Below are 25,327 nucleotides of genomic sequence, written 5' to 3'. Positions count from 1 at the left end.
GAAGCAGGTGCGTCGGGCGGAAGCAGGGCCTAGGCGGCGGCGCCCACCGGCACCGCCGACGCGTCCAGGAACGGGAGGGCCGGGCCCCCGCCCTCGCCCAGTGCCGCCAGCACCGCCAGGACTCCCGCCGCACCCGTCGCCAGGTCGCTGGAGAGCCGCAGCGCGTGTTCGCCGAGGAAGGTCAGCTGCCCGTCGTGCGGTACGGCGTGCCAGCCGAGCCCGTCGAGCTGGGCGCGCAGCGTACGAGCGGCGTCCCCCGATGCGTCGTTCGAGTCGTCGTACGTGTCGAGCAGGGCGGCCATCGCGCCCGCACGGCCGGTGAAGAGGCCGATGCCGGAGTGGTAGTCCGTGGCGAGGTCGGCGCGCATCGCCTCGTACACGGCGGTGAGCTGCGGGTCCTGGCGGTGGGCCAGGAGTTCGCGCAGGACCACGATCTGGCCCGCGCTGCCGCACGCGATGTGCGGGCCGCGCCACGGGGCCTGTTCGAGGACCTCGGGGCCGCCGGGCAGCCGGCCCGACTGGATCAGGTCGTGGCGGAGCATCTCGGCCGCCGCGTCGACCAGGGCCTCGGTGCGGGAGTCGGCCGCGTCGTGCATGCGCAGCAGGAAGAGCGCCTGGCCAGCGCCGCCGTAGAGCAGGCCGGGCAGGTGACGCTTGTCCTTGCGTTCGGCGGGCTCCGCGCCGCTGGGCACGTCGGCCGCGCCGAGCTGGATGCGCTGGGCGAGGGACCCGGCGAGGATGCCCGCCTCGGCGGTGCGGCCGAGAGCGAGGAGAGCGAGGCCGAGGCCCGCCGTACCGGAGTTGAGGCTGTCGCCCGCCTCGTCGCGGGGCAGGGCGACGGCCCGGTCGAGGAGTTCCTCGGCCTGCGCGGTGCGGCCCAGGAGGTGCAGGACGCAGGCGATGCCGGAGAGACCGTCGTAGAGGCCGGGGCGCGGCTGGTCGACCGTACGGGCCGCTTCGACGAGCCAGTCGACGTGCGCGGCGGGCACGTCGGCGCCCGCGCGGTGCAGGGCCCAGAGGACTCCGGCCACGCCGTGCGCGACGGACAGACCGCCGCCGGGGTGCGAGAACTGCTCGATGTCGCCGGGGTAGAGGCGGTCCTCGCGCTCGGGGGTCGCGGTGGCGAGGATGCCGTTCGCGACGCGGGCGGCGAGGGCGGACACCTCGGCGTGGTCGACCGGGGAGCCGTCGGCGGGGACGGTGGCGCGCGGCCAGACGGGTGCGACCGGCTCCGCGTCGTCCAGGCCGAGTTCGGTACGTACGCGAGCGGCGAAGTCCGCCGGGACGGGGAAGCGCTCCCGCACCAGCTCGATCAGCTGCTCCGCCTTGGCCGGGTCCCACGGCATGAGCGTGGTGAGGGGGAGGAAGACGCTCAGCCGCAGGCAGCCCAGGGCGTAGCGGTCGACGGCCGTGCCGGTGGTGCCCGCCGGGGCGCAGTAGCCGGGGGCGCCCATCGCCTGGCCGCTGTGGCCGTCGACGGGGCGCGTGGTCTCCAGGTCGATGAAGGCGACGGTGCCGTCGGGGCGGATGAGGACGTTGTTGGGGTGCAGGTCGCCGAAGACGAGGCCGCGGTCGTGCATGGTGGCGACGGCGGCCTCGATGCGGTCGAGGATGTCGAGCGCCCACTTCGTGTACGCGGCGGCGTCGAGGGTCTCGGACTGGTCGGTCGCCGAGTGCACGACCGGGTTGAGGCGGACCATCTCGCCGCCGAGCTGCTTGCCGTCGACGTACTCGCGGGTGAGGAACCAGTGCTGGCTGCCCTTGCGGTAGTCGAGGACCTTGGGGAAGGCGTCGAGCCCTTCCAGGGCGATCATCGCGTCGTGCTCGCGCTGGAGGCGGGTGACGGCGTCGTCGCCCGACTGGTCGAGTCCTGCGTGCGGGCGGCCCTCCTTGACCAGGACTTCGGCCTGGTCGCGGGTGTCGACGGCGCGGTAGACGCCGCCGCCGTTGGAGAAGTGCAGCGCCTGGGTGATCTTGAACGGGAAGGCGCCGAGGCCGCCGCCGCTGTTGCGCTCGGCGAGCGCTTCGGCGACGACGGGCGGCAGCTCCACCCAGGCCGGCGGCTTGAAGGAGGGGCCGCGCACGTCCGGGACCAGGCGGCCTTCGGGGTCCTCGATGCAGTGCACGGTCTCGCCGCTCGGCTGCCGGGACAGGCGGGCCGCGAAGCCGCCGTAGCGGACGTACAGCGGGCCTTCCTTCCAGCGCAGGTCGCTGAGGATGTACGGACCGTCACGGCCCTCCAGGAGGGCCCCCAACTCCCGCAGTACGACCGCGAGATGCTCGTCGTCCTTCGGGTACATGGTGATGAACTTGCCGCTGCTGCCCCGGTCGCCGTACTTGCTGTTGCGCAGCATCAGCATGGTCGGGCTGGTGAGGAACTTGAACATCATCGGGTTCGCGAAGCAGTAGTCGCGGACGATGTCGAGGACCTCGTCGGCCGAGTCGAGCGTCGCCGAGACGTGGACCTTCCAGCCCTGGAGCGGGATCTCGGGCTTCGGCGGCCCGATGCAGGTCCACTCGCCGAGGGCGGTGCGGGTCCACCCCTCGGGCAGTTCGGCGCCCGCGAGGGGGTAGTCCTCGCCGGAGGCCGGGCCCGAGGTGGGCTTGTCGAAGTAGACGGTTCCGGGCGGGCAGTAGGCGATGTGTCGCAGGCTCATGACGGTCTCTCAGACTCTCCAGTGGTGATGGTCAGGGTGTTCACGTCGCTTGGTGCGCGCGCTAGTTCGGAAGCAGCGGGCTCAGATAGGTGACCGCGAGCCACTTCCACAGCGGGTGCGTCCCGGCCTTCACCTCGGCGACTCCGGAGCGCTCTGCGGGTACGGCGTCCAGGGCGAGCGGGTAGGCGCGCACCGGCAGCAGGTCGGAGCCGCCGGAGACGGGGATCAGCGCGGCCAGCGGCGCGTTCCGCGCGGTGGACTCGGACGAGGTGAGGCGGCCGGTGCCGATCGGCGGGCGGGACAGGAGCCCGTTGCGGCGGAGCTGGACGTCGGCGCCCTCGGCGATGAGCGACGTACTGGTGCCTTCGGGGACGACGACGCTGGCCGTCTTCCCGTCCGCGCTGACCGTGTACCCGGCGGCGAAGCTCGCGGGCAGCTTGATCGCGGTGGCGGCGAACCCGAGCAGTCCGGCGGCCAGCACGCAGACGGCGACGATGCGGGCCACGGGGGCCCCGGCGAGGCGCGCACTCGTGCACAGCTTCCAGAAGCCCTTGGCCAGGCGCCACACCAGGTAGCCGACGCCGCCCAGGAAGAGGAGGGATCCGGTGACGCCGAGCCGCTGGAGCATGCCGGACCACAGGGTGAGCGCGGTGCCGACGAGGTAGAGGGGGAAGAGCAGGCAGGCGAAGCCGTACGGCACGGACCAGGGCTTGTGGCTCAGCTCGCGGACGTACGTACCGCCGAAGAGGAAGCGGGACAGGGCGCACAGTGCGTCGGTCATCGCCTTCTCCCGCAGGTGGGAGATGTCGAGGTGGCTCATCAGGGCGATGTAGCCGTCCAGCTTGACCAGCGGCAGGAGGTTGATCGCGCAGGTCAGGTAGATGGCGAGGGCGGTCACCAGGAGGGGGCCGCGCCAGGTGCTGTCCTGGCCGACGAGGAGTGCGGCGACTCCGGCGCCGCCCGCCGCGACGGCCTGTACGAAGATCCCGGCGAGGGCGATCTGTACGCGCTGCTGGGGCTTGCCGAGCCGCCAGCCGTCGGAGACGTCGCAGAAGAAGGCGGGCGACATGTAGAAGAGCATGAAGCCCATGCGGGTGGGCCGTCCGCCGTGGTGGGTGAGGACCGCGCCGTGGGCGAACTCGTGCACGGCCGTCGTACCGAGGATGCCGAGCACGACCGCCAGATAGGCGTACGGGTTCATCGGCCGGGACACGGCGGCCGTCAGGTCCGGCGAGCAGATCGCCAGGGCGAGGAGTCCGCCGAGGGCGAGCACGGTGGCGGCGACGGAGACGGCCTTGTGGGAGAGCAGCCGGGTCAGCGGCTGCATCCTCAGCAGGATCTTGTCGGGCTTGAGGACCGTGAACTGGATGGTCAGCGGCGGTACGAGCTTCACCCGCCGGGTCTTGCGGGGCGGCGTCCCGTCGTCGAGGAGCTTCTTGTCGGCGAGCGAGCGGACCGCGTGGTCGACGTCGCCGGGGGTCCAGGGCGAGCCGAGCGTGTCGGCGATGGCCTGGTGGTCGCGGGTGCCGTCGAGGGCCTGGAGCAGCTTCGCGAGGTCCGGGCCGACCCGGAAGTGCTGGCTCTCGCCGCGCTGGACGACCCAGGGCAGGTCGGGCTCGGTGGGCGGGTGGACGGAGACGTGACCGGCCGTGCGCGGGTGCTCCAGGTCGGGGGCGGGGGTCGTGGGCGGCTTGGTAAGGGTGAGTGCGGGCATGGGAGCACCTCGGGGCCGGGTGGGTAGGAGGGGAGGTCAGACGATGTCGCGGGTGCGGACCAGGCGCTGTGCGGCGTAGTACGCGGCGGCCAGCCAGGCGGCGATGACGGCGAACGCGAGCGGCACGGACAGCAGGTCCGGCTTGACGTCGCGGTAGACGGAGCTCATCGCGATGGTCAGGAGGTACTTGGCGAACTCGGGGGCCAGCGCCTGGAGGCCGGTGTCGACGACCAGGGTGAGCGTGATGATCAGGGCGACGGACGCCACCTGGTTCCGTACGATCCAGCCGATCAGCGCACCCCAGGGGGCGGCGAGCACGGAGCAGGCGAGGCAGCCGAGCAGGATCAGCCAGGTCTCGCCGGTGAAGGCGGGGGCGTCTCCGTAGGCGGAACCGGCGACGGCACAGCTCAGTGCGCCGAGCGCGAGGGCGAGGAGGCCGAAGGCGGCACCCGCGAGGGTGGCCACGGCGGTCTTGGCGGCGAGCAGACGGCTCCTGGACCCGGCGAGCAGGACGGACCGTCCGACGGTCCCGGTCCCGTACTCGCGGGAGACGAGGATCGCCCCGAACAGGGACGAGAAGAGGAACATCATCATCCAGGCGCGGGCGATGTTGTTCGTGACCTCTTCGGACGACCCTCCGGCGACGATGGCCTTGTGCCCCTCGGAGGCGAATCCGAAGGTCGACAGGAGGCAGAGGAAGGTCCCGGCGAGCGGCAGGATCCACCACTGGCGGCCGGTGAGGGCCTTGCGGACCTCACCGAGGATGACGTTACGCATGGACGAGGGTCCTCTCGGCGGCTGCTCCGCTGTGGTGCATCGTGTCGTCGACCAGCCCGAAGAACCTTTCCTCCAGGCGGTGTTCGCCGTCGTTGGTGAGGTCGGCGAGGGTGCCCGCGTAGCGCAGGGAGCGCTGTACGACCACCACGTCGTCGACGGTCTGCTCGACCTCGGCCAGCTGATGGCTCGACACGAGGACGGTGCGGCCTTCGGCGGCCAGGGCGCGCAGGGTGTCGCGCAGCCAGCGGATGCCGTCGGGGTCGAGGCCGTTGGCGGGCTCGTCGAGGATCAGGACCTCGGGGTCGGCGAGGAGCGCGGTCGCCAGGGCGAGGCGCTGCTTCATTCCGGTGGAGCAGCCCGCGACGGGCTTGGACTCGGCGCCGTCGAGGCCGGTGAGACCGATGACCTCGTCCACGCGGCCCTTGCTGAGCCCCAAGTATCCGACCCAAATGAGGAGTTCACCGCGAACGGTGGCTCCGGTGACGGGTCCCAGGGCGTCCATGGCGACACCGACGCGGTGCGCCGCGCGGGGAAGGTCGCCGTACGTGTGGCCGAGGAGGGTGGCGCGCCCGGTGGTGGGGCGGGCCAGGCCGAGCAGCATGCGCAGGGTGGTGGTCTTGCCCGCGCCGTTGCGGCCCAGGAGACCGGTGACGCGGCCCGCGCGGACGTCGACGCTGAGGTCGTCCACTGCGGTGAAGTCCTTGAATTTCTTGCTGAGGTTTTCCAGGCGGATCGCCGGGGTGGTGCTCATCACGGCTCCTTGTGACGTGGGGGCCCGGGGCCGGGGCCCGGCCGGAGGGTGCGCGCACGGCGCGGGGGTCCTGCGCGGAATGCCGCCGCAGTACGGGCGGGACCTGGGGCCTGTCCGACGGACAGGCACGGGTGCGCGGTGTTCGCGGATGCTCCGGCCGGGGGCCCTGGCTCACGCGGTGCCGGTGTGGTGCGGGTGGCCGGACGGTGTGGTCCGGGCACCGGGGGCGGGCTAGGTGATGATGATTCCGGCGGAGACGAGCGCCGAGACGCTGGCTCCGGCGGAGATGCCGCCGATGGTGCCCCAGCCCGGCGCTTCGAGGGTCTCCAGCTCCTGGAGGCCCAGCTCCAGGTCCTGGCCGTTGTCGGCCGTGGGGATGGCCGCGGTCTCGATCTTCTTGTCGCTCATGGTGTGCTACTTCCTTCGTACGAGAGGGAGTTGAGGGGATGTGAACGGGATCAGGTGGCGACGATCGCGGCGGACGCGATGGCTGCCGCGCTGACCGCCGTACCGGCCTGGAAACCGCTCCAGAAGCCCGGGGCCTCAAGGGCTTCCAGCTCCTGGAGGTTGAGCTCCAGGGGGGCCGTCGGGTCGGCGTTGACCTGCGAGGTCTCGTTCTTGCTCTGCTGCTCGCTCATCGCGAACTCGCTTTCTGCGATGCGGATCGGCGCAGGTGGGCGCGGATCGGCGGGGGTCGGTGCGGATCGGTGCTGTGGTCGCTCAGGTGGCGACGACGGCGCTCACCGAAACGGCGGCCGACACGCTGGCTGCGGCGGAGAAACCGGTCCAGAAGCCCGGGGCCTCAAGGGCCTCCAGCTCCTGAAGGCCGAGCTCCAGGGAAGCGGTCGGGTCGGTGTTGACCCGCGCGTTCTCGTTGTTGTTCTGCTCGCTCATGCTGAACTCCTTTACAGGGAAGGGGATTTGGGGTGGGTGCGGATCACGTGATGATGGTCGCGGAGACCACGGCGGCGGACGCGGCGGACGCGACACCGGCCGAGAAACCACCGATGGTCGCCCAACCCGGCGCCTCCAGCGTCTCCAGCTCCTGAAGCCCCAGCTCCAGGTCCTGCTCAGGGGCGGCAGCGGTCTCGACGGCGTTGTTCTTCAGCTCAGACATGGTTCAGATCTCCTACGAGGTGCGAGGTGTGAGATGTGGTGTACGTGAGACGCTGTGGAACTCAGGTGGCGATGGCGGCGGACGCGATGGCCGCACCGCTGATCGCCGTACCCGCCGAGAAACCGGTCCAGAAACCCGGAGCCTCAAGGGCCTCCAGCTCCTGAAGACCCAGCTCCAGCGAAGCCGTCGGATCGGCGTTGACCTGCGAGGTCTCGTTCTTGTTCTGCTGCTCGCTCATGTTGAACTCCTTTACAGGGAAGGGGGTTTGGGGTGGGTGCGGATCACGTGATGATGGTCGCGGAGACCACGGCGGCGGACGCGGCGGACGCGACACCGGCCGAGAAGCCACCGATGGTCGCCCAACCCGGCGCCTCCAGCGTCTCCAGCTCCTGAAGCCCCAGCTCCAGGTCCTGCTCGGGAGCGGCAGCGGTCTCGACGGCGTTGTTCTTCAGTTCAGACATGGTTCAGATCTCCTACGGAAGTGATGGATGCGGTACGTGTACGGGGGTGGAACTCAGGTGGCGATGGCGGCCGACGCGATGGCCGCACCGCTGATCGCCGTACCCGCCGAGAAACCGGTCCAGAAACCCGGAGCCTCAAGGGCCTCCAGCTCCTGAAGACCCAGCTCCAGCGAAGCCGTCGGATCGGCGTTGACCTGCGAGGTCTCGTTCTTGCTCTGCTGCTCGCCCATGGCGAACTCCTTTACGGATGAAGGTTGTTGGAAGACGGAGAAGATGGAGAAGATGGAGAGGGTGTTGCTCCGTGCCGCTGTTTACGCGGCGCGGAAGTCTGTGGTGGGGGCCCCGCCCGCAAGCGCGTGGTCCCCCGTGGCGGCGTTGCCGCACACCGTGTCCAGCAGTCGCTGCACGTCGGCGGTGAGCAGTCCGCCCAGCATCGGGAGCCCCGCCCCCCACGCCCTGGTGGTGCGTCGGGCGATGAGCGCGACGCGCTCCGGGCCCGCCGTGACGGTGCGGCCGATGCCCCAGTCGTCGATGAGTACGGCGATGCCGAGCGCCGGGTCCTCGGGGAGGGCGGCGGGTGCCGCCTCCCTGATCCGGCCCCAGATCCTGCGGAGCCGGGCTGCCGATCCGTACCGCTCGTCACCGTCGAGCACGGCCCGCCACAGGGACGGCAGCAGAGCGGCGACAGCGGTCATCTTGCGGACGTTGAGCGCGGTGGACAGCTCGTTGGCGACGATCCATCCCGCCGTGGTGAAGGGCGAGCGGCCCAGCCTCATCCACGTCGAGTGCGTCAGCCCACTGAGCCGGGCGATGTCCAACCGCAGTTCGGGGCCGGCCCGACGGCCCGTCCTGCGCAGTCCGCCGAACTGGTAGCCCAGTAGGGCGAGTTGACCGGCAGCAGCTTCACAGAAGGCGTCCTCGACGGGCCGTTCCTTGTGGTCCCCCGCATAGGGGGTGACCGTGCGGAACAGCGCCTCCAGGATCCCTTCAGCGAGCAGTTCCCCCGGCAGGGTCTCGGTCGCCGCGCCGTCGAGGAGTGCGGCGTCGGGTGTCAGCGCCTCCGCCGACACCAGCCGCTTGCCCTGCTCGTGCGGCATACAGGCCACCCGGCTCAGCTCGGAGCCAGGGCCGACGGTGGTCGGCACCGCCAACAGGGGCCTCGTACGCCGGACTTCGGGCCCGAGGGCGAGCAGTCCGCACCGCGAACGGGTCCGCAGAGCGGTCGCGGCCGCTTCGCTGTCCCCGGCGACGACCGCCAGTTTGGCGCGGTCGATGCAGGTCCCGCCGCCGACGGCGACGAAGAGATCGGCACGTTCCGTACGCCGACTCAGTTCGAGGATCTCGTCGGCGTCCCCCGCCCCGTCCGGGACGAGCCGCCGCACGACGTGCCCGGCGCGCTCCAGGCCGTCCTCGACGAGGGTGGTGATGGTGGCGTCGGTGAGCGCGGGGTCGACGAGGAGGGTGGTGCGGCCCAGTGGTGCGTACGAGAGCCAGTCACCGAGCCCTTCCGGGCCGAGCAGTAGCCGGGTCCGCCCCGACCAGGGCAGGTTCACCCCCGTGCCCCTGCCGCCGCAAGCGCCTCGGCTCCTGCCGCCGCGTGTGCCTCGACCCCTGCCAGTACACACTCCACCAGCTCGTCCAGCTCGGCATCCGTGCAGGTCAGCGGCGGAAGAAGCTGCACCCCGTGAACACCGGGGTGCACGATCGCACCGGCGTCGCGGATCGCCGCGACGAGCGGCATGACCTCGCTCTGCGGGAGTGGCTGTCCGTCGGTGCCGGTCACCCGCACGGAGCGGAAGAGCCCGAGCCCGGTGGCGTCGCCGATCAGCGGATGCGTCTCGACCAGGTGCCGCAGCGCGGCCTCCAGCCGTCCCGCCTGCCGCCGTCCCTTGGCGACGGCGTCCAGGCGGCGCATTTCGTCGATCGTCGCGAGGATGGCGGCGCAGGTGGCGGGGGTCCCGGCCTGGGTCTCGCCGTGGGTGAGCATGGCGTCGTACGTCTCGAAGGTGTCGGCGATGCCACGCGAGACGATGATCGCGGAGGCGGCGCAGGTGCCGTTGGTGAGCCCCTTGGAAGTGACCAGGAGGTCGGGCCTGGCGCTCCACGTCTGCGAGGCGAACATGGTCCCGGTCCGCCCGAAGCCGGTAGCGACCTCGTCGGCGACGAGCAGGAATCCGTACTCGTCCCGGAGCCTCAGCAGCTCGTCGACGTACTCCGTCTCCAGCGGTACGGCACCGCTGCCGAGCACGGGCTCGACGACGACGGCCGCGATCTGGTCACCGGCTCGCTCCATCAACTCCCGTATTCCTACCGGGTCGTTCGGATGCACGTGCCGCACGAGCCGCCCGTCGACCCCGTACATCCGCTGCCCGAGGTTCTCCCCGGTCAGGGCGAAGGAGCCGTACGTCAGTCCGTGGTAGCTGCCCCGCAGACCCACGACGATCTTCCGCTCGTGCTCACCCCGGAGGGCGTGGTAGTGCCGGGCCGTCTTCATGACGACGTCGTTGGCGGAGCCGCCGGAGGTGGAGAAGAGCACCCGCCCGTAGTGGTCGGAGCCCGCGAGGTCGACGAGGGCTTCGGCGGCGCGCCGGGCGTAGTCGTGCTCGAAGCGGAAGATCGAGAGATACGAGGCGTCGCGCAGGGCGGCGGAGACGGCGTCGGCGATGGCGGTGTTGCCGTGCCCGAGGTTGGCGTTCCACAACCCGCTGTCGCCGTCGAGGAGTTCACGTCCGTCGGAGAAGCGGATGCGCATGCCGTGGGCGGAGGTGGCGCAGAGTTCGTCGCGGCCGTGCTGGGACGGCGGGACGAGGCAGGTCCAGAGAGCCTGGTACGTCATGCGGTCACCTCGGCGGTGGTCCCGGCGGCGGAATCGGTGGTGGTCTCGGCGGCGAACTCGGCGGTGAACTCGGCCTCGATGAGTACGTCGTGGTGACGACCGCCGCCCCCGTCGATCGGAGTGACGGAACGGATCACGTACCCGGCGGCTTCGAGCTCGGCGACGAGCTGCCGCTGCGGCAGTACGCCGATGGTCGTGGTGCAGACGGTGACGGGGCTGGCGTCGTCCGCCACCTCCCCCGGAAGCACGGTGACGGTGCGGGAGCTGTCCCCCACGGTCCACTGCTCGAACATGCGGTACGTACGCCCGCTGTGCCCGGTGACGACGATCTCGGACTCGTCCGACCCGTCCTCGGCGGCATCGACGTCCACGGTCGTCAGGAAGAACCGCCCACCCGGGGCGAGGTGTTCCCGCACACACCGGTACAGACCGGGCCGGTCCTCGGCGGGCAGCAGCGAGATCGTCGTCGTCCCGAGCAGCACCACCCCGAACCCGTGCTCGCGCCCCTCGATCCGGAAGTCGCTCATGTCGGCCTCGACGGAGTGGGCCCGCTCCAGGATCTCCGCCGGAGCACGACCGAGCCTCGTCCGGAGCAACCCCAGCATGTCGGGGGAGAGTTCGAGGGCGGTGACATCACGTCCGGCGGCGAGCAGCGGAAAGGTGAGCCGCCCGGACCCGGCGGCCAGATCGAGCACTGGCCCCTCGAACGGCCTTACCGCAGCCAGGATTTCACGAATCTCGTGCGTGGTCGTCCCGGCGATGTCGTGATAGACGGGGGTGCCGTCGGCGTCGTACAGATCACAGATCCTGGCGCGTTCGCCGAGGGCCGCGATCTCGTCTCCGGCACGGCCGGTGACGGCGGTGCCCGCGCGGGCGGGGCTGAGCAGGGTACTCATCGGGCAGTCTCCTTGGTGTCCGGAGCGAGTGGTGCGAGTGGTGCGTGTGCTGCGTGTGACGTTGTGGGACTGGGTGGCGCGGGGGTCAGCGGCATGCCGACACCCGCGAAGTAGGTGTCCACGGCGTGGACGGTCTGTGGTTCGGCGTACCGGGACGCGGTGTCGCGGTCACCGGTGACGATCAGGGCTTCGGCGGCACGGGCCGCGTCGTCGGAGAGTGCGATCTCGCGGCCGGCCCGGGGTTCGTGGACGGTGGCCTTCATCCCCTCCCCCCAGAGGAGAAGCGGAGCATCGACCCCGTCGACCGCTTCCGGCAGCCCCGCCACGAGCCGCCCGCCGAACCCGGATACACGGGGCCGATGCGCACCACGGGCACGGGCGGCCCGTACGGCACCGATCGCGGCCAAGTACCGTGCCATTCGCGGCGGTTGGCCACCCCCTTGCCGTACGGTACGAGCTTCCCGCCATGCGGCATCCAGCTCCTCGGGCGTGAAACTCAGGTCGCCGAGAACGGGCCCGCCGGGGGTGTGCGAGACGACACCGTCGGCGTCGACGTACAGCCGAAGCCGGGGCCCGTCCCCGAGGTCGGCCGCACCGAGCTCGACAAGGTCGGCGAGCTGGACAGCAGGGTGAGTCAGAAAGTCCGGGAACACGCCTTTTTCCAGGGCGAGTTGAGCATCAGCCAGGAAGGCGTCCCGATCGGCGTCGTCACCGATCCGGACGAGGGTGGGCCCGAGGAGGGCGGTCCCGGCGGTGGCCCGGTAGCCATCCACACGGAGGTAGAAGTCGGGATGAAGCCCGACGTCCTCACCGAGGCGATCGAACCTGCCGTCGTACGTGAGAAGGGTGACGCCCTGGTGTCCGAGGACCGCACCGGGCTGGCCGCCGGGAACGAGGACGGTACTGCCGGGTCCGAGGAGGGCCGAGCCGAGGAGGTCGGGAAGCGACCCGGAATCGGCAAGGACGACGAGGGGCGACCGGATTCCGGCGCGGGACCGCCCCTGGGGCCGACCGGTCCCCCATTCCATGGCATAAAGGCGAATATCGGGCAACGTTTGGGCAGGCGGAAACAGGGACACGGGAACCTCCTCAAGGTGTGCCCCATCAGGGGCGGGGGGCTGCGAAGCATGCCCCTAGGGGCGCGAGGCTGTATCGATGTGCGGCTCCGCCGCGCGAGCGCGACCAGCCGCGACGCTCCTGCACATACGCGGGACAGCCGCGCGGCGAGCGCTCTAGGTGAAGGGGCGGGGCAGGGGCCTCATCCCGCCGAAGGCGGGCCGGGGTCCGGGGGCGGAGCCCCCGGCAGTAACCCCACCCGTCACGACCCCGGGCACGGTGACCGGCAAGAGCGAGGCCAAGGACCAGGCGAGGACAAGGGCGAGGACAAGGCCAAGGGCGAGGCCAAGGTCAAGGCGAGGACAAGAGAGCGAGGGGCACCCCCCTCAAGCCCTCCCCACCAACCGCAGAACCTTCTTCAACTCCTGCGACGCCGCCACAGCCCCCTCCACCGAGGCCACCCCCGTCACATTCAGCACGATCTCATCGACCCCCGCCGCCCGATAAGCCGCGAGCCTGTCGACAATCTCCTCCCCCGTCCCGTACAGAAACGCATCCCCCTTCACCAGGGCCAACGCATCCCCTTCAGGCGACCCGGCATCAAACGCCCCCTCCCCGATCGGCACATGCCCCTTCCGCAACATGTCCCGATAGTGGGGCAGCGACAAATGCGCCCCGTTCGAAGCCAGCGCCAGCTTCGCCGGATCCCGCCCGTCCCCCGCCAACGCGAGCGGAACGATGGCGGCGACCCGAGGAACCCCCCGCCCCGCCTTCTCCGCACCCGCCTTCAGCGCGGGCACCACGAGCTCAGCCAGGTACCGAGCAGGCGTGAGCCACGTAATGGCGACATCGGCAAGCTCCCCCGCCACCTTCGCCATCCCGGGCCGCAGAACACCCAGCCCCAGCTCAACCACCGGCCCAGGCAGCGCGGCCAACCGCGCCGCCTGATGCCAGTACTCCCCCTCCACCACCTCGGGAGTTCCCGTCAACGCCCCCCGCACCGCAGTCAGGTACTCCCTGGCCGCCGTCAGCGGACTGCGATACGGCTCGCCCCGCAAGGCCCACTGCATGTCCCGCGACCCGGGCCCGAACCCGGCGACCACGGACTCGCCCGTCATCAGCGACAACGACTTCGCCTGGAGGGCCGCCTCGTACGGATGCTTCATCGGCATCAACGTCACCCCGAGCCCCGTCGGCACCCGGAACCCGGCACCCGCCGCGTGCGCGAAACCCTGGTAGGGCTCGGTGGTCATCCCCTGCCCCTGCCAGAGCCGGTGCGCCCCGGTCCAGTGCACCAACCCGGCGAACGGCAGAAGCTGCTCAGGCCGACGAGGCACAAAGGGAACAAGAACCGAATACTCAGTCATCACAACTCCTCCATCCACCACGAATCGATACGGACCCAACGGGGCGGCGAGCCCCGAACCCCGCCGCCTACTTGGCCGGCGGAACCGGAACCACCCAGTCGTTGACCTTCGCGACGGCCTTGGCGGCGGGCGCGTTGACGACCCACTCGTTCGTCTTGCTGTAAGCAGCGGCGGCAACCGCCGTCCCGGATGCCGAGACCTCTTCTGAGACAGAAGCGGAACTCACCACACCGGCCCGCAGCTCACCCGCACCCACCCCGGCGGCCTGCGCGCTCCCCGCACCGGCGACCGTGACGACCACTCCTGCGAGCAGTGCGACACCAGCGACACGACGACCGAACGCGGCACGAACGACGTTGACCCGACCAGCAGTTGAGCGCTTCATTTTCGTTTCCCCCTACTCATCCGCGGCTTCCCCGCGGGCTGTTCTCGTGAGGACAACTCTGCCGCCCACACACCCTCCACAGGGTGCGAAATCAGTGCAGCATCTTGCACCCCGCGTTGCCTCTTGCTGCATGTCTCTCCCACGTCCCCGCAGGTGAACGCTGGCGCAAGGGGTGTACAGCGAGGTACTTCTATGAGCGGAACAAGAACGGACCACCGAGTTCCGCATGCTGTCGTACCGCTGTCGTACCGCTGTCGTACCGCTGTCGCACCGCTGTCGCACATTCCTGGGGGAAGTTATGTCGCGCCCGAGTCTGGAGTTCCTGGGGATAACCCCGGACGACGAGAGCACCTACCGCCACCTCCTCCGCGCGGCCGACGACGCCCCCTCCGAAGCGGGCCACCGCCTCGTCGAGCTCGGCCTGGCCACCACCACCCCGGACGGCGACCTGCGCCCCGTGCCCCCCGCCAAAGTGGTGGAGCGCCTCGTGGAGCGCCGTATCGCCCGTACCCAGGACGAACTGGAGGACGAGGTCTCCCGCTCCGGGATCGTCGACTCCCTCCTCGCCGAACGCGCCCCGGCCCCGACCGGTCTCGCCCCCTCAGGACCGGGCGGCGGCTCCTCCGTGCAGCGCCTCGAAAGCATCGACGACATCCGCGCGGCCATCGACGAGCTGACCTTCTTCACCCGTACCGAGAACCTCACCACGCAGCCCGGCGGCGTCCTGCGCCCCCAGAACATCGCCAACTCCCGCACCAACGACATGCGCGTCCTGCGCCGGGGCGTGTCCATGCGCACCCTGATGGGCTCGGCCGCCCTCACCGACCCGCCGACCCTCGCCTACCTCCGCGAGCTCGTCGGCAAGGGAGCGGAGGTGCGCATCTCCCACCACCCCCTGGAACGCATGATCATCTGCGATCGGGCGGCGGCCCTCACCCCCCTCGACCCCGCCGACCCGGGCAAGGGCGCGCTCCTCATCCGTGAAACCGGCCTGGTCTCCGCCCTCGTCTCCCTCTACGAGCGCATGTGGGAGCAGGCCCAGGAACTCCCCGCCCCGACCGGCGAGGACGCCCCCGAGGCCCACCGCCCCACCGGCGTCGAGCTCAAGGTCCTCGAATCCCTGTACTCCGCCGACAAGGACGAGACCGGCGCCCGCGACCTGGGCATCTCGGTCCGTACGTACCGCAAGCACGTCGCGTCCCTCATGCACCGCCTGGAAGCCACCAACCGCTTCCAGATCGCCCTCCTGTCCCGCGAACGCGGCTGGCTGTAGACCGCCCCCGGGTCCCGGAACGCACGAAAGCCCCCCGCACCCGACGACCGGGTGCAGGGGGCTTCGCCGTACCTCGTCCTGCTGCTTGCCTCGTCCTGCTGCTTGCCTCGCCCTCCTACTGCTTGCCCCGCTTGATCGCCGCGCCCGCGAACCCGGCGCTGACCACGAGCCCGAGGCCCGCCACCGCGATCACGACGGTACGGAGCGTGCCCTCGAAGACGTTCACCCCCACGGCCAGGAGGATGAGGAGGAGGGCGATGGACAGCAGGGGCCTGCTGACTGCCTGGTTGTTCCCTGCGGTGGACATGGCGCTCTCCCCGGATATGGCGTGCGTTCGGTCGGTGTGCGGGTCACACGCGCCGCAGCAGGAGGCGTGTGACCAGCGGTTATTCCGTTCTTCCCAGCTTCGCACCGGCATCGGCCCCACCCCGCCGCTCAGCCGCTCAGCATCCTGCACACGGCCTCGCAGCATGCTGCGAGGCGCACCCCGCCCCCTTCCCGACGAAGGCCCGACCGAGTCCCGGCGGAGTCCGGACCGAGTCGCGACGAAGGCCAAAAACCCACCCCGAGGACGTTACTGACACCCCGTACGATTCCCGTACACCCGGTCGGCCGCCCCCGGTAGCGGACCGTGCCGGGGCCGATCAAGGTCGGGTTGACCGGGCCGCCGGTCACCCCGCGACCGACCCCGCCGCCGCCCGGAGGTAGCCCGTGTCCGTCGACACCTCCGTCGACACCGTCGTCCCCGCCCAGTCCACCGCCTCGGCCACACCCACGGCGGCCCCCCGCACCCCTGCCGAGCGCCTCCGCGCCGCGTTCCTGCGCGCGGCCCCCGCACTCGGCGTCTTCGTGGCGGCCCGCCTGACCGGCATGCTGCTGATGGCGGTGTGGGCGTGGCACGTCGACAAGTCGCCGCTCCGGCTGCTCGGCCAGTCCTGGGACTCCCTCTGGTACACGCGGATCGCCGCCCACGGCTACGGCCACGTCAAGGTCTTCGCGGGCGGCGCGGTTGTCCAGGACGACCTGGCCTTCTTCCCGCTCTACCCGGGCCTCATCCGGGCGGTCACGACCGTCCTCCCCCTCACCCCCGGCGGCGCGGGCCTGCTCGTCTCCTGGACGGCCGCGCTCGCCGCCGCCTGGGGCGTCTTCGCCGTCGTGGACCGCTCCTACGGCCGCCGCGCCGCCACCCTCACGGTCGCCCTCTGGGCCCTGCTCCCGCACTCGATCGTGCTCTCCATGGCGTACACGGAACCCCTCCTCGTCGCCTTCTCCGCCTGGTCGCTGTACGCGGTCCTGACCCGCCGCTGGCTGCTCGCGGGGTCGCTCGCCGCCCTCGCCGGTCTCTCCCGCCCGAACGCGGTCGCCCTGATCGCCGCCGTCGTCCTCACCGCCGCGTACGAACTCGCCAAGGGGCGGCAGCGCGGCTGGCGGATCTGGACCGGGGCGGCCGTCGCGCCGGCCGGCTGGGCCGCGTACGTACTCCACGTCGGCATCCAGAAGGGCGACCCGCTCGGCGGGTACTTCGCCGTCCAGGCGGGCTGGTCCTCCCGCTTCGACTTCGGCTCGGGCACGCTGAAGTTCATCAAGCACCTGGTCAGCGCCCCCGAACGATTCAGCTTCCCGATCGCCCTCGTCATCGTCGCGGCCGGTGTCCTGCTCTGCGCCCTCATGGCGTTCGGCATGGACCGCCGCCCCCCGCTCGCCCTGCTGCTCTACACGGGCGTGCTCGTCCTCATCACGGTCGGCGGCGCGGGCTTCTTCGAGTCCAAGCCGCGCTTCCTGCTCCCCGCCTTCCCGCTGCTGCTCCCGCTGGCCTGCGCCATGACGAAAGCCCGGCCGAGGGCCTCGGTCCTGGTGACCGTGGCCCTGGCCGGGCTCTCGATGGCGTACGGGACGTACCTGGTGACGGTCGCCCCGATGCCGCTGTGACGGGAGAGGCGCTTACGCCTCGTCGCCACCCTTGTTCTTGTCGCCCTCGTCGCCCTCTTCGGCGGAGTCGACGTCCTTCTCCAGACCGAGCTGCTCGACGACCCACTTGTCGAACTCGATGGAGGCACGGACCCAGCTGACCGTGGACGAGACGAAGTGCTCCAGCGAGACACCCGTCCCGATCAGCATCTGCGCCTCGCCGATCAGACGGACGGAACCGTCGTCGTGCGTGTGGCTGTAGACCTTCGGCCACAGGGTGCGGCGGTTCCAGTCGTCGAGGAGCTCCAGCAGCTGGAGCTTGTCCTCGATGCTGTGCGGGCGGTCGTAGAACGTCCGGACCGAGAAGACCTGCTGGTCGTCCTCGCCGCGGAACATGAAGTACGTGCGGAACTCTTCCCACGGCGCGGCGAGGTCACCCTCGTCGTCGACGACGTACTTCAGCTCCATCTGGTCCAGGAGCTGCTTGACCAGGTCCTGGTCGGGGACGACGGGGCCCGCCGGTCCCTCGGGCTGCGGTTCGGGCTGTGCCCCGAAATTCGGAATCGAGGACGGGTCGATGCTCACCGTGTATTTCCCTTCGTACGGTTCCGGTCATCCTCTCCCATCCCGGGAGGGTGAACGCAAGCCCCGCAGGGTGCGATCCGCTGCGGGCTTACAGATCGCCTCGAATCGCACCCCTTGGGACTGCCTCGTACCCCTTACAGCTTCTTCTCCGTGGAAACCTTGCCGCTGTCGCCCGCTGCCCGGCCCGTCACCGGACCCACCAGCAGGTCGTCCCCGACCCGCTCCACCCGCACCGTGTCCCCGTCCTTGACCTCTCCGGCCAGGATCTCCTTGGCCAGGCGGTCGCCGATGGCGGTCTGGATGAGGCGGCGCAGCGGCCGGGCGCCGTACGCCGGGTCGTTGCCCTCCTCGGCCAGCCAGGCCAGGGCCTCGGGCGTGACGTCGAGGGTGAGCTGCCGGTCGGCGAGGCGCTTGGCGAGGCGGGCCACCTGGAGCTCGGCGATGTGCGCCAGCTCGTCCTTGCTGAGGGCGGAGAAGACGACGAGATCGTCGAGCCGGTTCAGGAACTCCGGCTTGAAGGACGACCGCACGACGTCCAGGACCTGCTGCTTCTTGACGTCCTCGGCGGTCGTCGGATCCATCAGGTACTGGCTGCCGAGGTTCGACGTCAGGATCAGGATGGCGTTGCGGAAGTCCACCGTCCGCCCCTGTCCGTCCGTGAGACGGCCGTCGTCGAGCACCTGGAGCAGGACGTCGAAGACCTCCGGATGCGCCTTCTCGACCTCGTCGAGGAGCACGACGCTGTACGGACGCCGCCGCACGGCCTCGGTGAGCTGGCCGCCCTCCTCGTAGCCGACGTAGCCGGGCGGAGCCCCGACCAGCCGGGCCACGCTGTGCTTCTCGCCGTACTCGCTCATGTCGATGCGGACCATGGCGCGCTCGTCGTCGAAGAGGAAGTCCGCGAGGGCCTTGGCCAGCTCGGTCTTGCCGACGCCGGTCGGACCGAGGAAGAGGAACGATCCGGTGGGCCGGTCGGGGTCGGCGATCCCGGCGCGCGTACGCCGGACCGCGTCCGACACCGCCTGCACGGCCTCGCTCTGCCCGATGAGCCGCTTGCCGAGCTCCTGCTCCATGCGCAGCAGCTTCTGCGTCTCGCCTTCGAGGAGGCGTCCGGCGGGGATGCCGGTCCACGACCCCACCACGTCGGCGATGTCGTCGGGCCCGACCTCTTCCTTCACCATCGTGTCGACCTCGCGGACCTCCGCCTCGGCCTCGGCGGCCTCCTCCAGCTCCCGCTCCAGGCCGGGAATCTCCCCGTACAGCAGCTTGGAGGCGGTGTCGAAGTCGCCGTCCCGCTGGGCGCGCTCGGCGGTGCCGCGCAGCTCGTCCAGCTTCTCCTTCAGCTCACCGACCCGGTTGAGTCCCTGCTTCTCCTTCTCCCAGCGGGCGTTGAGCCCCCGCAGCTCCTCCTCCTTGTCGGCGAGGTCGCGGCGCAGCTTCTCCAGTCGCTGTACGGAACCGGCGTCGGTCTCGTTCTTCAGCGCCAGCTCCTCCATCTTGAGCCGGTCCACGGACCGCTGGAGTTCGTCGATCTCGACGGGCGAGGAGTCGATCTCCATCCGCAACCGCGAGGCGGCTTCGTCAACGAGGTCGATGGCCTTGTCGGGCAGGAAGCGCGAGGTGATGTACCGGTCGGACAGCGTCGCGGCGGCCACCAGCGAGGAGTCCGCGATCTGCACCTTGTGGTGCGCCTCGTACCGCCCCTTGAGCCCGCGCAGGATCGCGATGGTGTCCTCGACGGACGGCTCGGCCACCAGCACCTGCTGGAAGCGCCGCTCCAGGGCGGGGTCCTTCTCGATCCGCTCCCGGTACTCGTCCAGGGTCGTCGCCCCGACCATCCTCAGCTCACCACGCGCCAGCATGGGCTTGAGCATGTTCCCGGCGTCCATGGCGGAGTCCCCACCGGCCCCCGCCCCCACGACGGTGTGCAGCTCGTCGATGAAGGTGATGATCTGCCCGTCGCTCTCCTTGATCTCGGAGAGGACGGTCTTCAGCCGCTCCTCGAACTCGCCCCGGTACTTCGCCCCGGCGACCATGGCCCCCAGGTCCAGCGAGACCAGCTTCTTGTTCTTGAGCGACTCAGGCACGTCCCCCTTGACGATGCGCTGCGCCAGCCCCTCCACCACGGCCGTCTTGCCGACCCCCGGCTCACCGATCAGCACGGGGTTGTTCTTGGTCCGGCGCGACAGCACCTGCACCACGCGGCGGATCTCCTGGTCACGGCCGATGACCGGGTCCAGCTTCCCCTCGCGCGCGGCGGCCGTGAAGTCGGTGCCGAACTTCTCCAGGGCCTTGTACTGGCCCTCCGGGTCCGCAGTGGTCACCCGGCGTCCTCCCCTGCTCTTCTCGAAGGCGTCGAGCAGCTTGTCCGCACTCGCCCCCTGCTTCTTCAGTACGTCCGCGGCCTGCCCGCCCTTGGCTGCGAGGCCGATCAGCAGGTGCTCCGTCGACAGGAACTCGTCCCCCAGCTCCTTCGCCCGCTGTGCCGCGTCGGCGACGACGGCCAGCATGTCGCGGTTGGGCTGCGGGGGCGAGACGGTGGACCCGGTGACGCTGGGCAGGGCGGCGAGGAGCCGCTCGGCCCCGGCCCGTACCGCGGCCTGGTCCGCCTCGACGGCGACCAGCAGGTCCGTCACGTTCTCGTTGTCCTGACCCTCCAGCAGAGCCAGCAGCAAGTGCGCGGGGGTCAGATCGGGGTGGCCGTCGGTGACGGCCCGGTTGGTGGCCGCGTTGATCGCGTCCCGGCTCCTGTTGGTCAGCTCGGCTTCCACGTCTCTTCTCTCCTCCTACGCACCGTTGGCCTGCTCTGTCATCAGCCCTACAGCCCTACGAGCTCTATGACTCATACAACCTGTACAAAGTTGAGTCTATTCCACTCAGCTTTGCGGATCCCGCCAGTACAGGCAGTACAGGGCACCCACCGGGGCTAACCTGCGCTGCATGGCCATCGACGTACGCAACCCGAGCCCGGAGTACCGCGCCTTCTGGAGCGAGTACCACCTCTGCACCCTGACTACCCTCCGCCCGGACGGCACGCCACACGTGGTGCCGGTGGGGGTGACGTACGACCACGAACAGGGCCTCGCCCGCGTCATCACGCGCGGCGGCAGCCGCAAGGTCGCGAACGTCCTCGCGGCGGGAGAAGCGGGCGCCCGGGTGGCGGTCTGCCAGCTGGAGCGCGGGAAGTGGGCGACGCTGGAGGGCGTGGCCAGGGTCCGCACGGAACCGGACCTGATCGCCGACGCGGTCGAGCGGTACGCGGAGCGCTACGGCCGCACCCCGGCGCCGAACCCGGAGCGGGTGCTGATCGAGATCACGCTGAACCGGGCCATGGGCAACGCCTGAGCACCCTTTGCGCGGGTTGTACGGGCACAGCACAGCGACGCCCTCGTGTTCAGGTTCACGAGGACGTCGCTGTGTGGGGGAAGCGCCTGGGCGATCTACTACGACGGGGGAATCGCGTCAGGCGCTGCGGGGGGTGGCTGTTGCGGTCCGCGGAGCGGACCGGGCGGCTGTCGCACGCGAGACGGAGCGGGGGGAGGTGCCGGCGGCACCCTCCGTCTCGTAGAGCAGGTGGTGATCGGTCTTTTCGAGGTTCACGAAGATGTTCCCGTACCGGACCTCGCACCGGATCGGCTGCGGCGCACCGCGCGGACGGCGCAGGCATCGGTAGGCACGGACTTCCTCGTCCCTCTCGCGGACGACCAGGATCGGATCGCCGAAGAGGGTCACCATCAGCGAGTCGCCGGGCTCGGGGAGCGCGGAGACGAGGTCGATGAGGTGCCAGCCGCTGCGGATGACTCGGGCCATTTCACGTCTGAACGACGGGTCGTCCGAAGGCATGGTCAGACGACCTTGCCCGCTGGGGCCGAGTTCCAGGCGATGTCGCCCGCGCCGAACCAGGCGATGTCCGACGGCTGGGCTTCCGCGTCCCATGCGATGTCCGACGGCTGAGCGGCCTGGACGCCCGGCTTGCTCGGCGCCTTGAACCAGGCGATGTCGCCAGGAAGCGCCACTGCGGCCCCCGCCCCGTCCTTCCCTGTGGACCAGGCGATATCCAGTGGCGCGATCGCGCCGAGAATCACCCCGGCGGAGAAGGCCACCGCAAGACCTGAACGAAGCATTCGCTTATACATAGTCGGCTTTGTCCTCACTTCCATGGGTTCCTCACCCCCGCCGTTTAAGACGATGGCCTATTGAGCCACGTCAACGCCACAGGAGCGGTGCATCATGTTCTTGCACGTTCAGGACCCTGGGGGACGGACCTATGACCACAAATGCGGCCAACTCAACACATCCCCACCCGATAACCGAGATGTGTGATGACGCCAAGCAGCTGTACGCGAGCGCCTTGCGCTCCGGACGGATCTCGCGGGCGGAAGTCGCTCCTGCCCCGTGCCTCATGGAACTTGCTCTATTGCACCCCGACCCGGACGACGCACTCTGGCTCCGGCCGGTTCCGCCCGCTTCCGCTCTGGCCAAAAGGCTCCTGACGATCGAGAACGACATCCAGGTGAACCGTCGCCTGAGCGTCGCCCTCACGGACACGTTCGAGCCATTCATGACCATCAGCGCGCAGAGCCCGCCGCCGACCTACGCCATCACGGTGCTGGAGGGTGAGCCCCGGATCAACGCGGCCCTCGATCTGGCCCTGGCCGACACCAAGTTCGAAGTACTGACGATCCAGCCCGGTGGCGGACGCAGTGAGGATGCCCTGAACGCGGCTGTGTCACGCGGCCGCGCGCTCAACGGACGCGGCGGTTCCATTCGCACCCTCTACCAGCACACCGTACGCCACAGCCAAGGCACCCTGGCCTACGCGGAGATGATGGCCGGGGACAAGGTGGAGATACGCACCCTGGAAGAACTCCCGGACCGGCTCCTCGTCTTCGACCGCACGGTCGCCTTCATCCCGGCCCAGGACGACCGGCAGATCGCACTGGAACTCCGCCACCCCGGCCTCGTGGCATATCTGGCCAATGTCTTCGAGCACTTCTGGCGCCGGGCGACCCCTCTCATAGAGCCTGTCGCCTACGACCCCACGCCCGAAGGCATTTCGGGCGTCCAGCGCTCCATCGCCAAACTCCTCGTGGAGGGATACGTCGACGAAGCCATCGCCCGCCGTCTCGGCATGAACGTCCGCACCTGCCGCGCCCACATCGCCAAACTCGCCGCCGCCCTCGGCAGTGGAAGCCGCGCCCAACTCGGTTACCTGATAGCGCAGTCCAACATCCTCGACGCTTAGCCGTACCCGCATCCTTCGCAGAACGGAACAGCCTTGGTCCCGGACCCGCCCCCCGCGATCACCGTCCTGGAAGGGCTCGACCGGATCAACGCGGCCCTCGACCTGGCGTCCGCAGCCTGCCGCACGGAGGTCCTGACGGTCCAGCCGGGCGGCGCACGCTCGGAACGCGTCCTGACCCAGGGCCTGGACCGAGCGCGCTTGTTCTCCGACCGGGGCGTCCTGATGCGGACGCTCTACCAGCACACCGTCCGGCACAGCTACGGCGTGTACGCCTATGCCGACCATCTGCCCGGCATCCGGATCGAGGTGCGCACCCTGGAAGAGCTCTTTCCGCGCATGATGGCCTTCGACCGCACGGTGGCCGTCCTCGCCGTCACCCCAGATGCCCACACGGCCCTGGAGGTTCGGCACCCCGAGGTCGTCAACTACCTGGTCGACCTCTTCGAGCACTTCTGGCGAAGAGCCGTCCCCCTGGACCAGCCGCTCACAGCCGAGTCCTCGGACATCCGCCGCTCCATCGCCCGCCTCCTCATCGAAGGCTTGGTCGACGAGGCCATCGCCCGCCGCCTCGGCCTCAACATCCGCACCTGCCGCGCCCACATCGCCAAACTCGCCGCCACCCTCGGCGGCACCAGCAACCGCGCCCAGCTCGGCTACCTCATCGCCAAGTCGGGCATCCTCGACAACTAGGGCCTGTCCGGCGGATCTTGTCGCGGTCACGTGCCCTGGCACGCACATCTGCGGCGTTGTCGTCGGTCGCCGACGCTCCGCGTCGTCTCCCTCCTCCGCCTTGCAGCTGCACGCTTCCCCAAGCTCTCGGCTTCGCTCGACCAGGGGAGACCCCATCGACCCCGCTCAGCCGCACCGAGAAACCGCAGGTCCCTCCATACGACCTGATCCGCCGGACAGGCCCTAGCCCGTGCACCGCCCCCGACCTGCAAAAACCTCCTCGCCGCGCGCAACCCCGGCCACCCCCTCCACGGTCTTCCAGGACGAGCCGCACGACCGCCCGCCCGCCCCGCCCGGAGGCCCCGCCATGACCGACCGCACCCCCGTCGACCTCGTCAAGGCGCCCGGCCCCGAGGCACCCGCCGCCGACGCGCCCACGGCCTCCCGCCCGCCGCTCGACGACCCCCTCTTCGGCCCCGTCACGGTCGCGATCGCCCCGCACGCCCACATCACCGTCTCCGGCCCGGCGATCCCCCGTACCGATCTCGTACGCTCCGGAGGACTCGACGGCGCCGACCCGCACAGCGCCATCGGCACCCGCTCCGCCGCCGCCCTCACCCTGACCGTCGCCAACGCCCCGGCCGCCGTCCGCCCCGGCAAGGGCCGCTTCCGCCGCTCCACGTACAAGGTGGACGCCACCCACGACGGCATCCACTACCGCCTCGTCCCCACCTCCATCGGCACCAGCACCTTCCTCCGCGACGGCAAGCCCCTCGGCGAGTTCACCGCCGACGGCGACGAGACGGTCCTCGTGGAGTGGCGCGAAGACGCCGACCCGCAGCCCGTCGACGCCTCCGTCGGCTACACCCTCGCAGCGGCGTACGGCACGGGCGGCCAGCCGATGTGGATGACCCTGATCGACGTCGTCACGGACTTCATCCCCTGAGAGCCGTCGCGGAAGAGGAAGGGGCCCGGACGCCTCCCCTCAGCGGAGAGACCTCAGCGGAGAGAGTCGAGCCAGTCCAGGAGACGGGCGCCCTGGCGGGTCATGAGGTCCGGGTCGCGCAAGGCGTTGGCCAGCAGCGACATGCCCTGATAGGCGGAGACGAGAGTGACGGCGAGGTCGTCCGGGTCGGGCAGGCCCAGAGCGCGGAACTGGTGTGAGGTCCACTCCAGCAGGCGACGGATCACCGTACCGGCCTCCGCGTCGAGCGTCCCGTCGGCGCGTTTGTCGAGTTCGACGGCCAGGGTGCCGGTGGGGCAGCCATAGCGGGCGGCGATGTCGCGTTGGCCGACCCATGCCTCGATCAGGGCCTTGAGGCGGTCGCGCGGGTCGGGCAACCGGTCCAGACGACCGGTGAGCTCGTCGAGGTGGGCGCTGTGCTCGGAGAGGGCGGCCAGAACCAGGTCGTCCTTGGTCTTGAAGTAGTAGTAGACGTTCCCCACGGGAACCTCGGCCGCGCGCGCGATGTCGGCGAGCGTGGTGCGCTCGATGCCCTGCTCGTGCAGGATCCGGGCCGCCTCGGTGGTGAGTCGTCGGCGCTTGTCCGCCGCCCGCGCCTTGGGCTTCGCTGAGTCAGTCACCCAACTAACTATAGACAACCCCCGGTACGGCCGTGCTACGGTCAAG

29 protein-coding genes are annotated in these 25,327 nt (G+C 70.3%); 6 read left to right on the top strand and 23 right to left on the bottom strand.

The window, feature by feature from the left end:
• Positions 1–29 precede the first annotated feature (29 nt).
• The 17 genes from lanKC to OG897_RS02225 form a co-directional block, all read right to left on the bottom strand.
• Positions 30–2,657, bottom strand: coding sequence for a class III lanthionine synthetase LanKC (lanKC, locus tag OG897_RS02305; protein WP_266652358.1), 2,628 nt, complete (start codon positions 2,655–2,657; stop codon positions 30–32).
• A 61-nt stretch (positions 2,658–2,718) separates the two neighbouring features.
• Positions 2,719–4,371, bottom strand: coding sequence for a daptide biosynthesis intramembrane metalloprotease (gene mpaP / locus OG897_RS02300; RefSeq protein ID WP_266652356.1), 1,653 nt, complete (start codon positions 4,369–4,371; stop codon positions 2,719–2,721).
• A 36-nt stretch (positions 4,372–4,407) separates the two neighbouring features.
• Complete coding sequence (locus tag OG897_RS02295; protein ID WP_266652354.1) at positions 4,408–5,148, bottom strand: ABC transporter permease; 741 nt, start codon at positions 5,146–5,148, stop codon at positions 4,408–4,410.
• Entirely contained in the window at positions 5,141–5,899 is a 759-nt protein-coding gene (locus OG897_RS02290; RefSeq protein WP_266652352.1) for an ATP-binding cassette domain-containing protein, read from the bottom strand. Before OG897_RS02290 ends, OG897_RS02295 begins: the two co-directional genes overlap by 8 nt.
• A 231-nt stretch (positions 5,900–6,130) precedes the next feature.
• Positions 6,131–6,307, bottom strand: coding sequence for a daptide-type RiPP (locus OG897_RS02285; protein WP_266652350.1), 177 nt, complete (start codon positions 6,305–6,307; stop codon positions 6,131–6,133).
• A gap of 50 nt (positions 6,308–6,357) precedes the next feature.
• The gene (locus OG897_RS02280; RefSeq protein ID WP_266652348.1) at positions 6,358–6,537 is read right to left on the bottom strand and encodes a daptide-type RiPP; all 180 of its coding nucleotides are present in this window, start codon (positions 6,535–6,537) and stop codon (positions 6,358–6,360) included.
• Between the two features lie 82 nt (positions 6,538–6,619).
• Positions 6,620–6,793, bottom strand: coding sequence for a daptide-type RiPP (locus tag OG897_RS02275; RefSeq protein WP_266652346.1), 174 nt, complete (start codon positions 6,791–6,793; stop codon positions 6,620–6,622).
• Between the two features lie 43 nt (positions 6,794–6,836).
• Entirely contained in the window at positions 6,837–7,016 is a 180-nt protein-coding gene (locus OG897_RS02270; protein ID WP_266652342.1) for a daptide-type RiPP, read from the bottom strand.
• 61 nt (positions 7,017–7,077) lie between these two features.
• A complete protein-coding gene (locus OG897_RS02265; protein WP_266652344.1) occupies positions 7,078–7,254 on the bottom strand; it encodes a daptide-type RiPP in 177 nt (58 codons plus the stop codon).
• A 43-nt stretch (positions 7,255–7,297) separates the two neighbouring features.
• A complete protein-coding gene (locus OG897_RS02260) occupies positions 7,298–7,477 on the bottom strand; it encodes a daptide-type RiPP (RefSeq protein WP_266652342.1) in 180 nt (59 codons plus the stop codon).
• Positions 7,478–7,530: 53 nt separating this feature from the next.
• The gene (locus tag OG897_RS02255; protein ID WP_266652340.1) at positions 7,531–7,707 is read right to left on the bottom strand and encodes a daptide-type RiPP; all 177 of its coding nucleotides are present in this window, start codon (positions 7,705–7,707) and stop codon (positions 7,531–7,533) included.
• 81 nt (positions 7,708–7,788) lie between these two features.
• On the bottom strand, positions 7,789–9,030 hold the full coding sequence (mpaC, locus tag OG897_RS02250; RefSeq protein ID WP_266652338.1) for a daptide-type RiPP biosynthesis dehydogenase: 1,242 nt from the start codon (positions 9,028–9,030) through the stop codon (positions 7,789–7,791).
• Positions 9,027–10,313 carry a daptide-type RiPP biosynthesis aminotransferase gene (gene mpaD, locus OG897_RS02245; RefSeq protein WP_266652336.1) on the bottom strand — a complete coding sequence of 429 codons (1,287 nt, stop codon included), beginning with the start codon at positions 10,311–10,313 and terminating at the stop codon, positions 9,027–9,029. The genes mpaC and mpaD overlap by 4 nt, the downstream gene beginning before the upstream one ends.
• On the bottom strand, positions 10,310–11,209 hold the full coding sequence (gene mpaM / locus OG897_RS02240; RefSeq protein ID WP_266652334.1) for a daptide-type RiPP biosynthesis methyltransferase: 900 nt from the start codon (positions 11,207–11,209) through the stop codon (positions 10,310–10,312). The genes mpaD and mpaM overlap by 4 nt, the downstream gene beginning before the upstream one ends.
• Positions 11,206–12,237, bottom strand: coding sequence for a daptide biosynthesis RiPP recognition protein (gene mpaB / locus OG897_RS02235; RefSeq protein WP_266652332.1), 1,032 nt, complete (start codon positions 12,235–12,237; stop codon positions 11,206–11,208). Before mpaB ends, mpaM begins: the two co-directional genes overlap by 4 nt.
• A gap of 414 nt (positions 12,238–12,651) precedes the next feature.
• Positions 12,652–13,632 carry an LLM class flavin-dependent oxidoreductase gene (locus tag OG897_RS02230; protein ID WP_266652330.1) on the bottom strand — a complete coding sequence of 327 codons (981 nt, stop codon included), beginning with the start codon at positions 13,630–13,632 and terminating at the stop codon, positions 12,652–12,654.
• 67 nt (positions 13,633–13,699) lie between these two features.
• Positions 13,700–14,017: a hypothetical protein gene (locus OG897_RS02225; protein WP_266652328.1), complete on the bottom strand. Its 318-nt coding sequence runs from the start codon at positions 14,015–14,017 to the stop codon at positions 13,700–13,702.
• 298 nt (positions 14,018–14,315) lie between these two features.
• On the opposite strand from OG897_RS02225, the gene OG897_RS02220 reads away from it, so the two are divergent.
• Positions 14,316–15,290, top strand: coding sequence for a helix-turn-helix transcriptional regulator (locus OG897_RS02220; protein ID WP_266652326.1), 975 nt, complete (start codon positions 14,316–14,318; stop codon positions 15,288–15,290).
• A gap of 115 nt (positions 15,291–15,405) precedes the next feature.
• Here OG897_RS02220 and OG897_RS02215 read toward each other — a convergent pair whose 3' ends face one another.
• Positions 15,406–15,597, bottom strand: coding sequence for a hypothetical protein (locus tag OG897_RS02215; RefSeq protein ID WP_266652324.1), 192 nt, complete (start codon positions 15,595–15,597; stop codon positions 15,406–15,408).
• Between the two features lie 404 nt (positions 15,598–16,001).
• Between OG897_RS02215 and OG897_RS02210 the strand changes: the two genes are divergently transcribed.
• The gene (locus OG897_RS02210) at positions 16,002–17,219 is read left to right on the top strand and encodes a glycosyltransferase family 39 protein (protein WP_323187967.1); all 1,218 of its coding nucleotides are present in this window, start codon (positions 16,002–16,004) and stop codon (positions 17,217–17,219) included.
• A gap of 12 nt (positions 17,220–17,231) precedes the next feature.
• Here OG897_RS02210 and OG897_RS02205 read toward each other — a convergent pair whose 3' ends face one another.
• Positions 17,232–17,783: a YbjN domain-containing protein gene (locus OG897_RS02205; RefSeq protein WP_266652322.1), complete on the bottom strand. Its 552-nt coding sequence runs from the start codon at positions 17,781–17,783 to the stop codon at positions 17,232–17,234.
• A 134-nt stretch (positions 17,784–17,917) separates the two neighbouring features.
• Entirely contained in the window at positions 17,918–20,554 is a 2,637-nt protein-coding gene (gene clpB / locus OG897_RS02200; protein ID WP_266652320.1) for an ATP-dependent chaperone ClpB, read from the bottom strand.
• Between the two features lie 169 nt (positions 20,555–20,723).
• Here clpB and OG897_RS02195 point away from each other — a divergent pair, with 169 nt between their 5' ends.
• Positions 20,724–21,128 (top strand): pyridoxamine 5'-phosphate oxidase family protein, encoded by a 405-nt coding sequence (locus OG897_RS02195; RefSeq protein WP_266652318.1) that lies wholly within the window; start codon positions 20,724–20,726, stop codon positions 21,126–21,128.
• 117 nt (positions 21,129–21,245) lie between these two features.
• Here OG897_RS02195 and OG897_RS02190 read toward each other — a convergent pair whose 3' ends face one another.
• Both OG897_RS02190 and OG897_RS02185 read right to left on the bottom strand, forming a co-directional pair.
• Complete coding sequence (locus OG897_RS02190; RefSeq protein ID WP_266656498.1) at positions 21,246–21,632, bottom strand: hypothetical protein; 387 nt, start codon at positions 21,630–21,632, stop codon at positions 21,246–21,248.
• Positions 21,629–21,907: a 5'-nucleotidase gene (locus OG897_RS02185; RefSeq protein WP_266652316.1), complete on the bottom strand. Its 279-nt coding sequence runs from the start codon at positions 21,905–21,907 to the stop codon at positions 21,629–21,631. The genes OG897_RS02190 and OG897_RS02185 overlap by 4 nt, the downstream gene beginning before the upstream one ends.
• 143 nt (positions 21,908–22,050) lie before the next feature.
• On the opposite strand from OG897_RS02185, the gene OG897_RS02180 reads away from it, so the two are divergent.
• The 3 genes from OG897_RS02180 to OG897_RS02170 all read left to right on the top strand — a co-directional run bounded on the left by OG897_RS02180 (position 22,051) and on the right by OG897_RS02170 (position 24,643).
• The gene (locus OG897_RS02180) at positions 22,051–23,028 is read left to right on the top strand and encodes a helix-turn-helix transcriptional regulator (RefSeq protein ID WP_266652314.1); all 978 of its coding nucleotides are present in this window, start codon (positions 22,051–22,053) and stop codon (positions 23,026–23,028) included.
• A gap of 33 nt (positions 23,029–23,061) precedes the next feature.
• On the top strand, positions 23,062–23,718 hold the full coding sequence (locus OG897_RS02175; protein WP_323187966.1) for a helix-turn-helix transcriptional regulator: 657 nt from the start codon (positions 23,062–23,064) through the stop codon (positions 23,716–23,718).
• Between the two features lie 346 nt (positions 23,719–24,064).
• Positions 24,065–24,643 (top strand): hypothetical protein, encoded by a 579-nt coding sequence (locus OG897_RS02170; RefSeq protein WP_266652312.1) that lies wholly within the window; start codon positions 24,065–24,067, stop codon positions 24,641–24,643.
• 53 nt (positions 24,644–24,696) lie between these two features.
• On the opposite strand, the gene OG897_RS02165 is transcribed toward OG897_RS02170, so the two are convergent.
• Entirely contained in the window at positions 24,697–25,281 is a 585-nt protein-coding gene (locus OG897_RS02165; RefSeq protein ID WP_266652310.1) for a TetR/AcrR family transcriptional regulator, read from the bottom strand.
• Between the last annotated feature and the right edge of the window lie 46 nt (positions 25,282–25,327).

Source organism: Streptomyces sp. NBC_00237 (assembly GCF_026342435.1).
Lineage (GTDB): Bacteria > Actinomycetota > Actinomycetes > Streptomycetales > Streptomycetaceae > Streptomyces.
The sequence above is the reverse complement of the archived record's forward strand: the minus strand, read 5'-3'. Positions and strand labels throughout refer to the sequence as shown.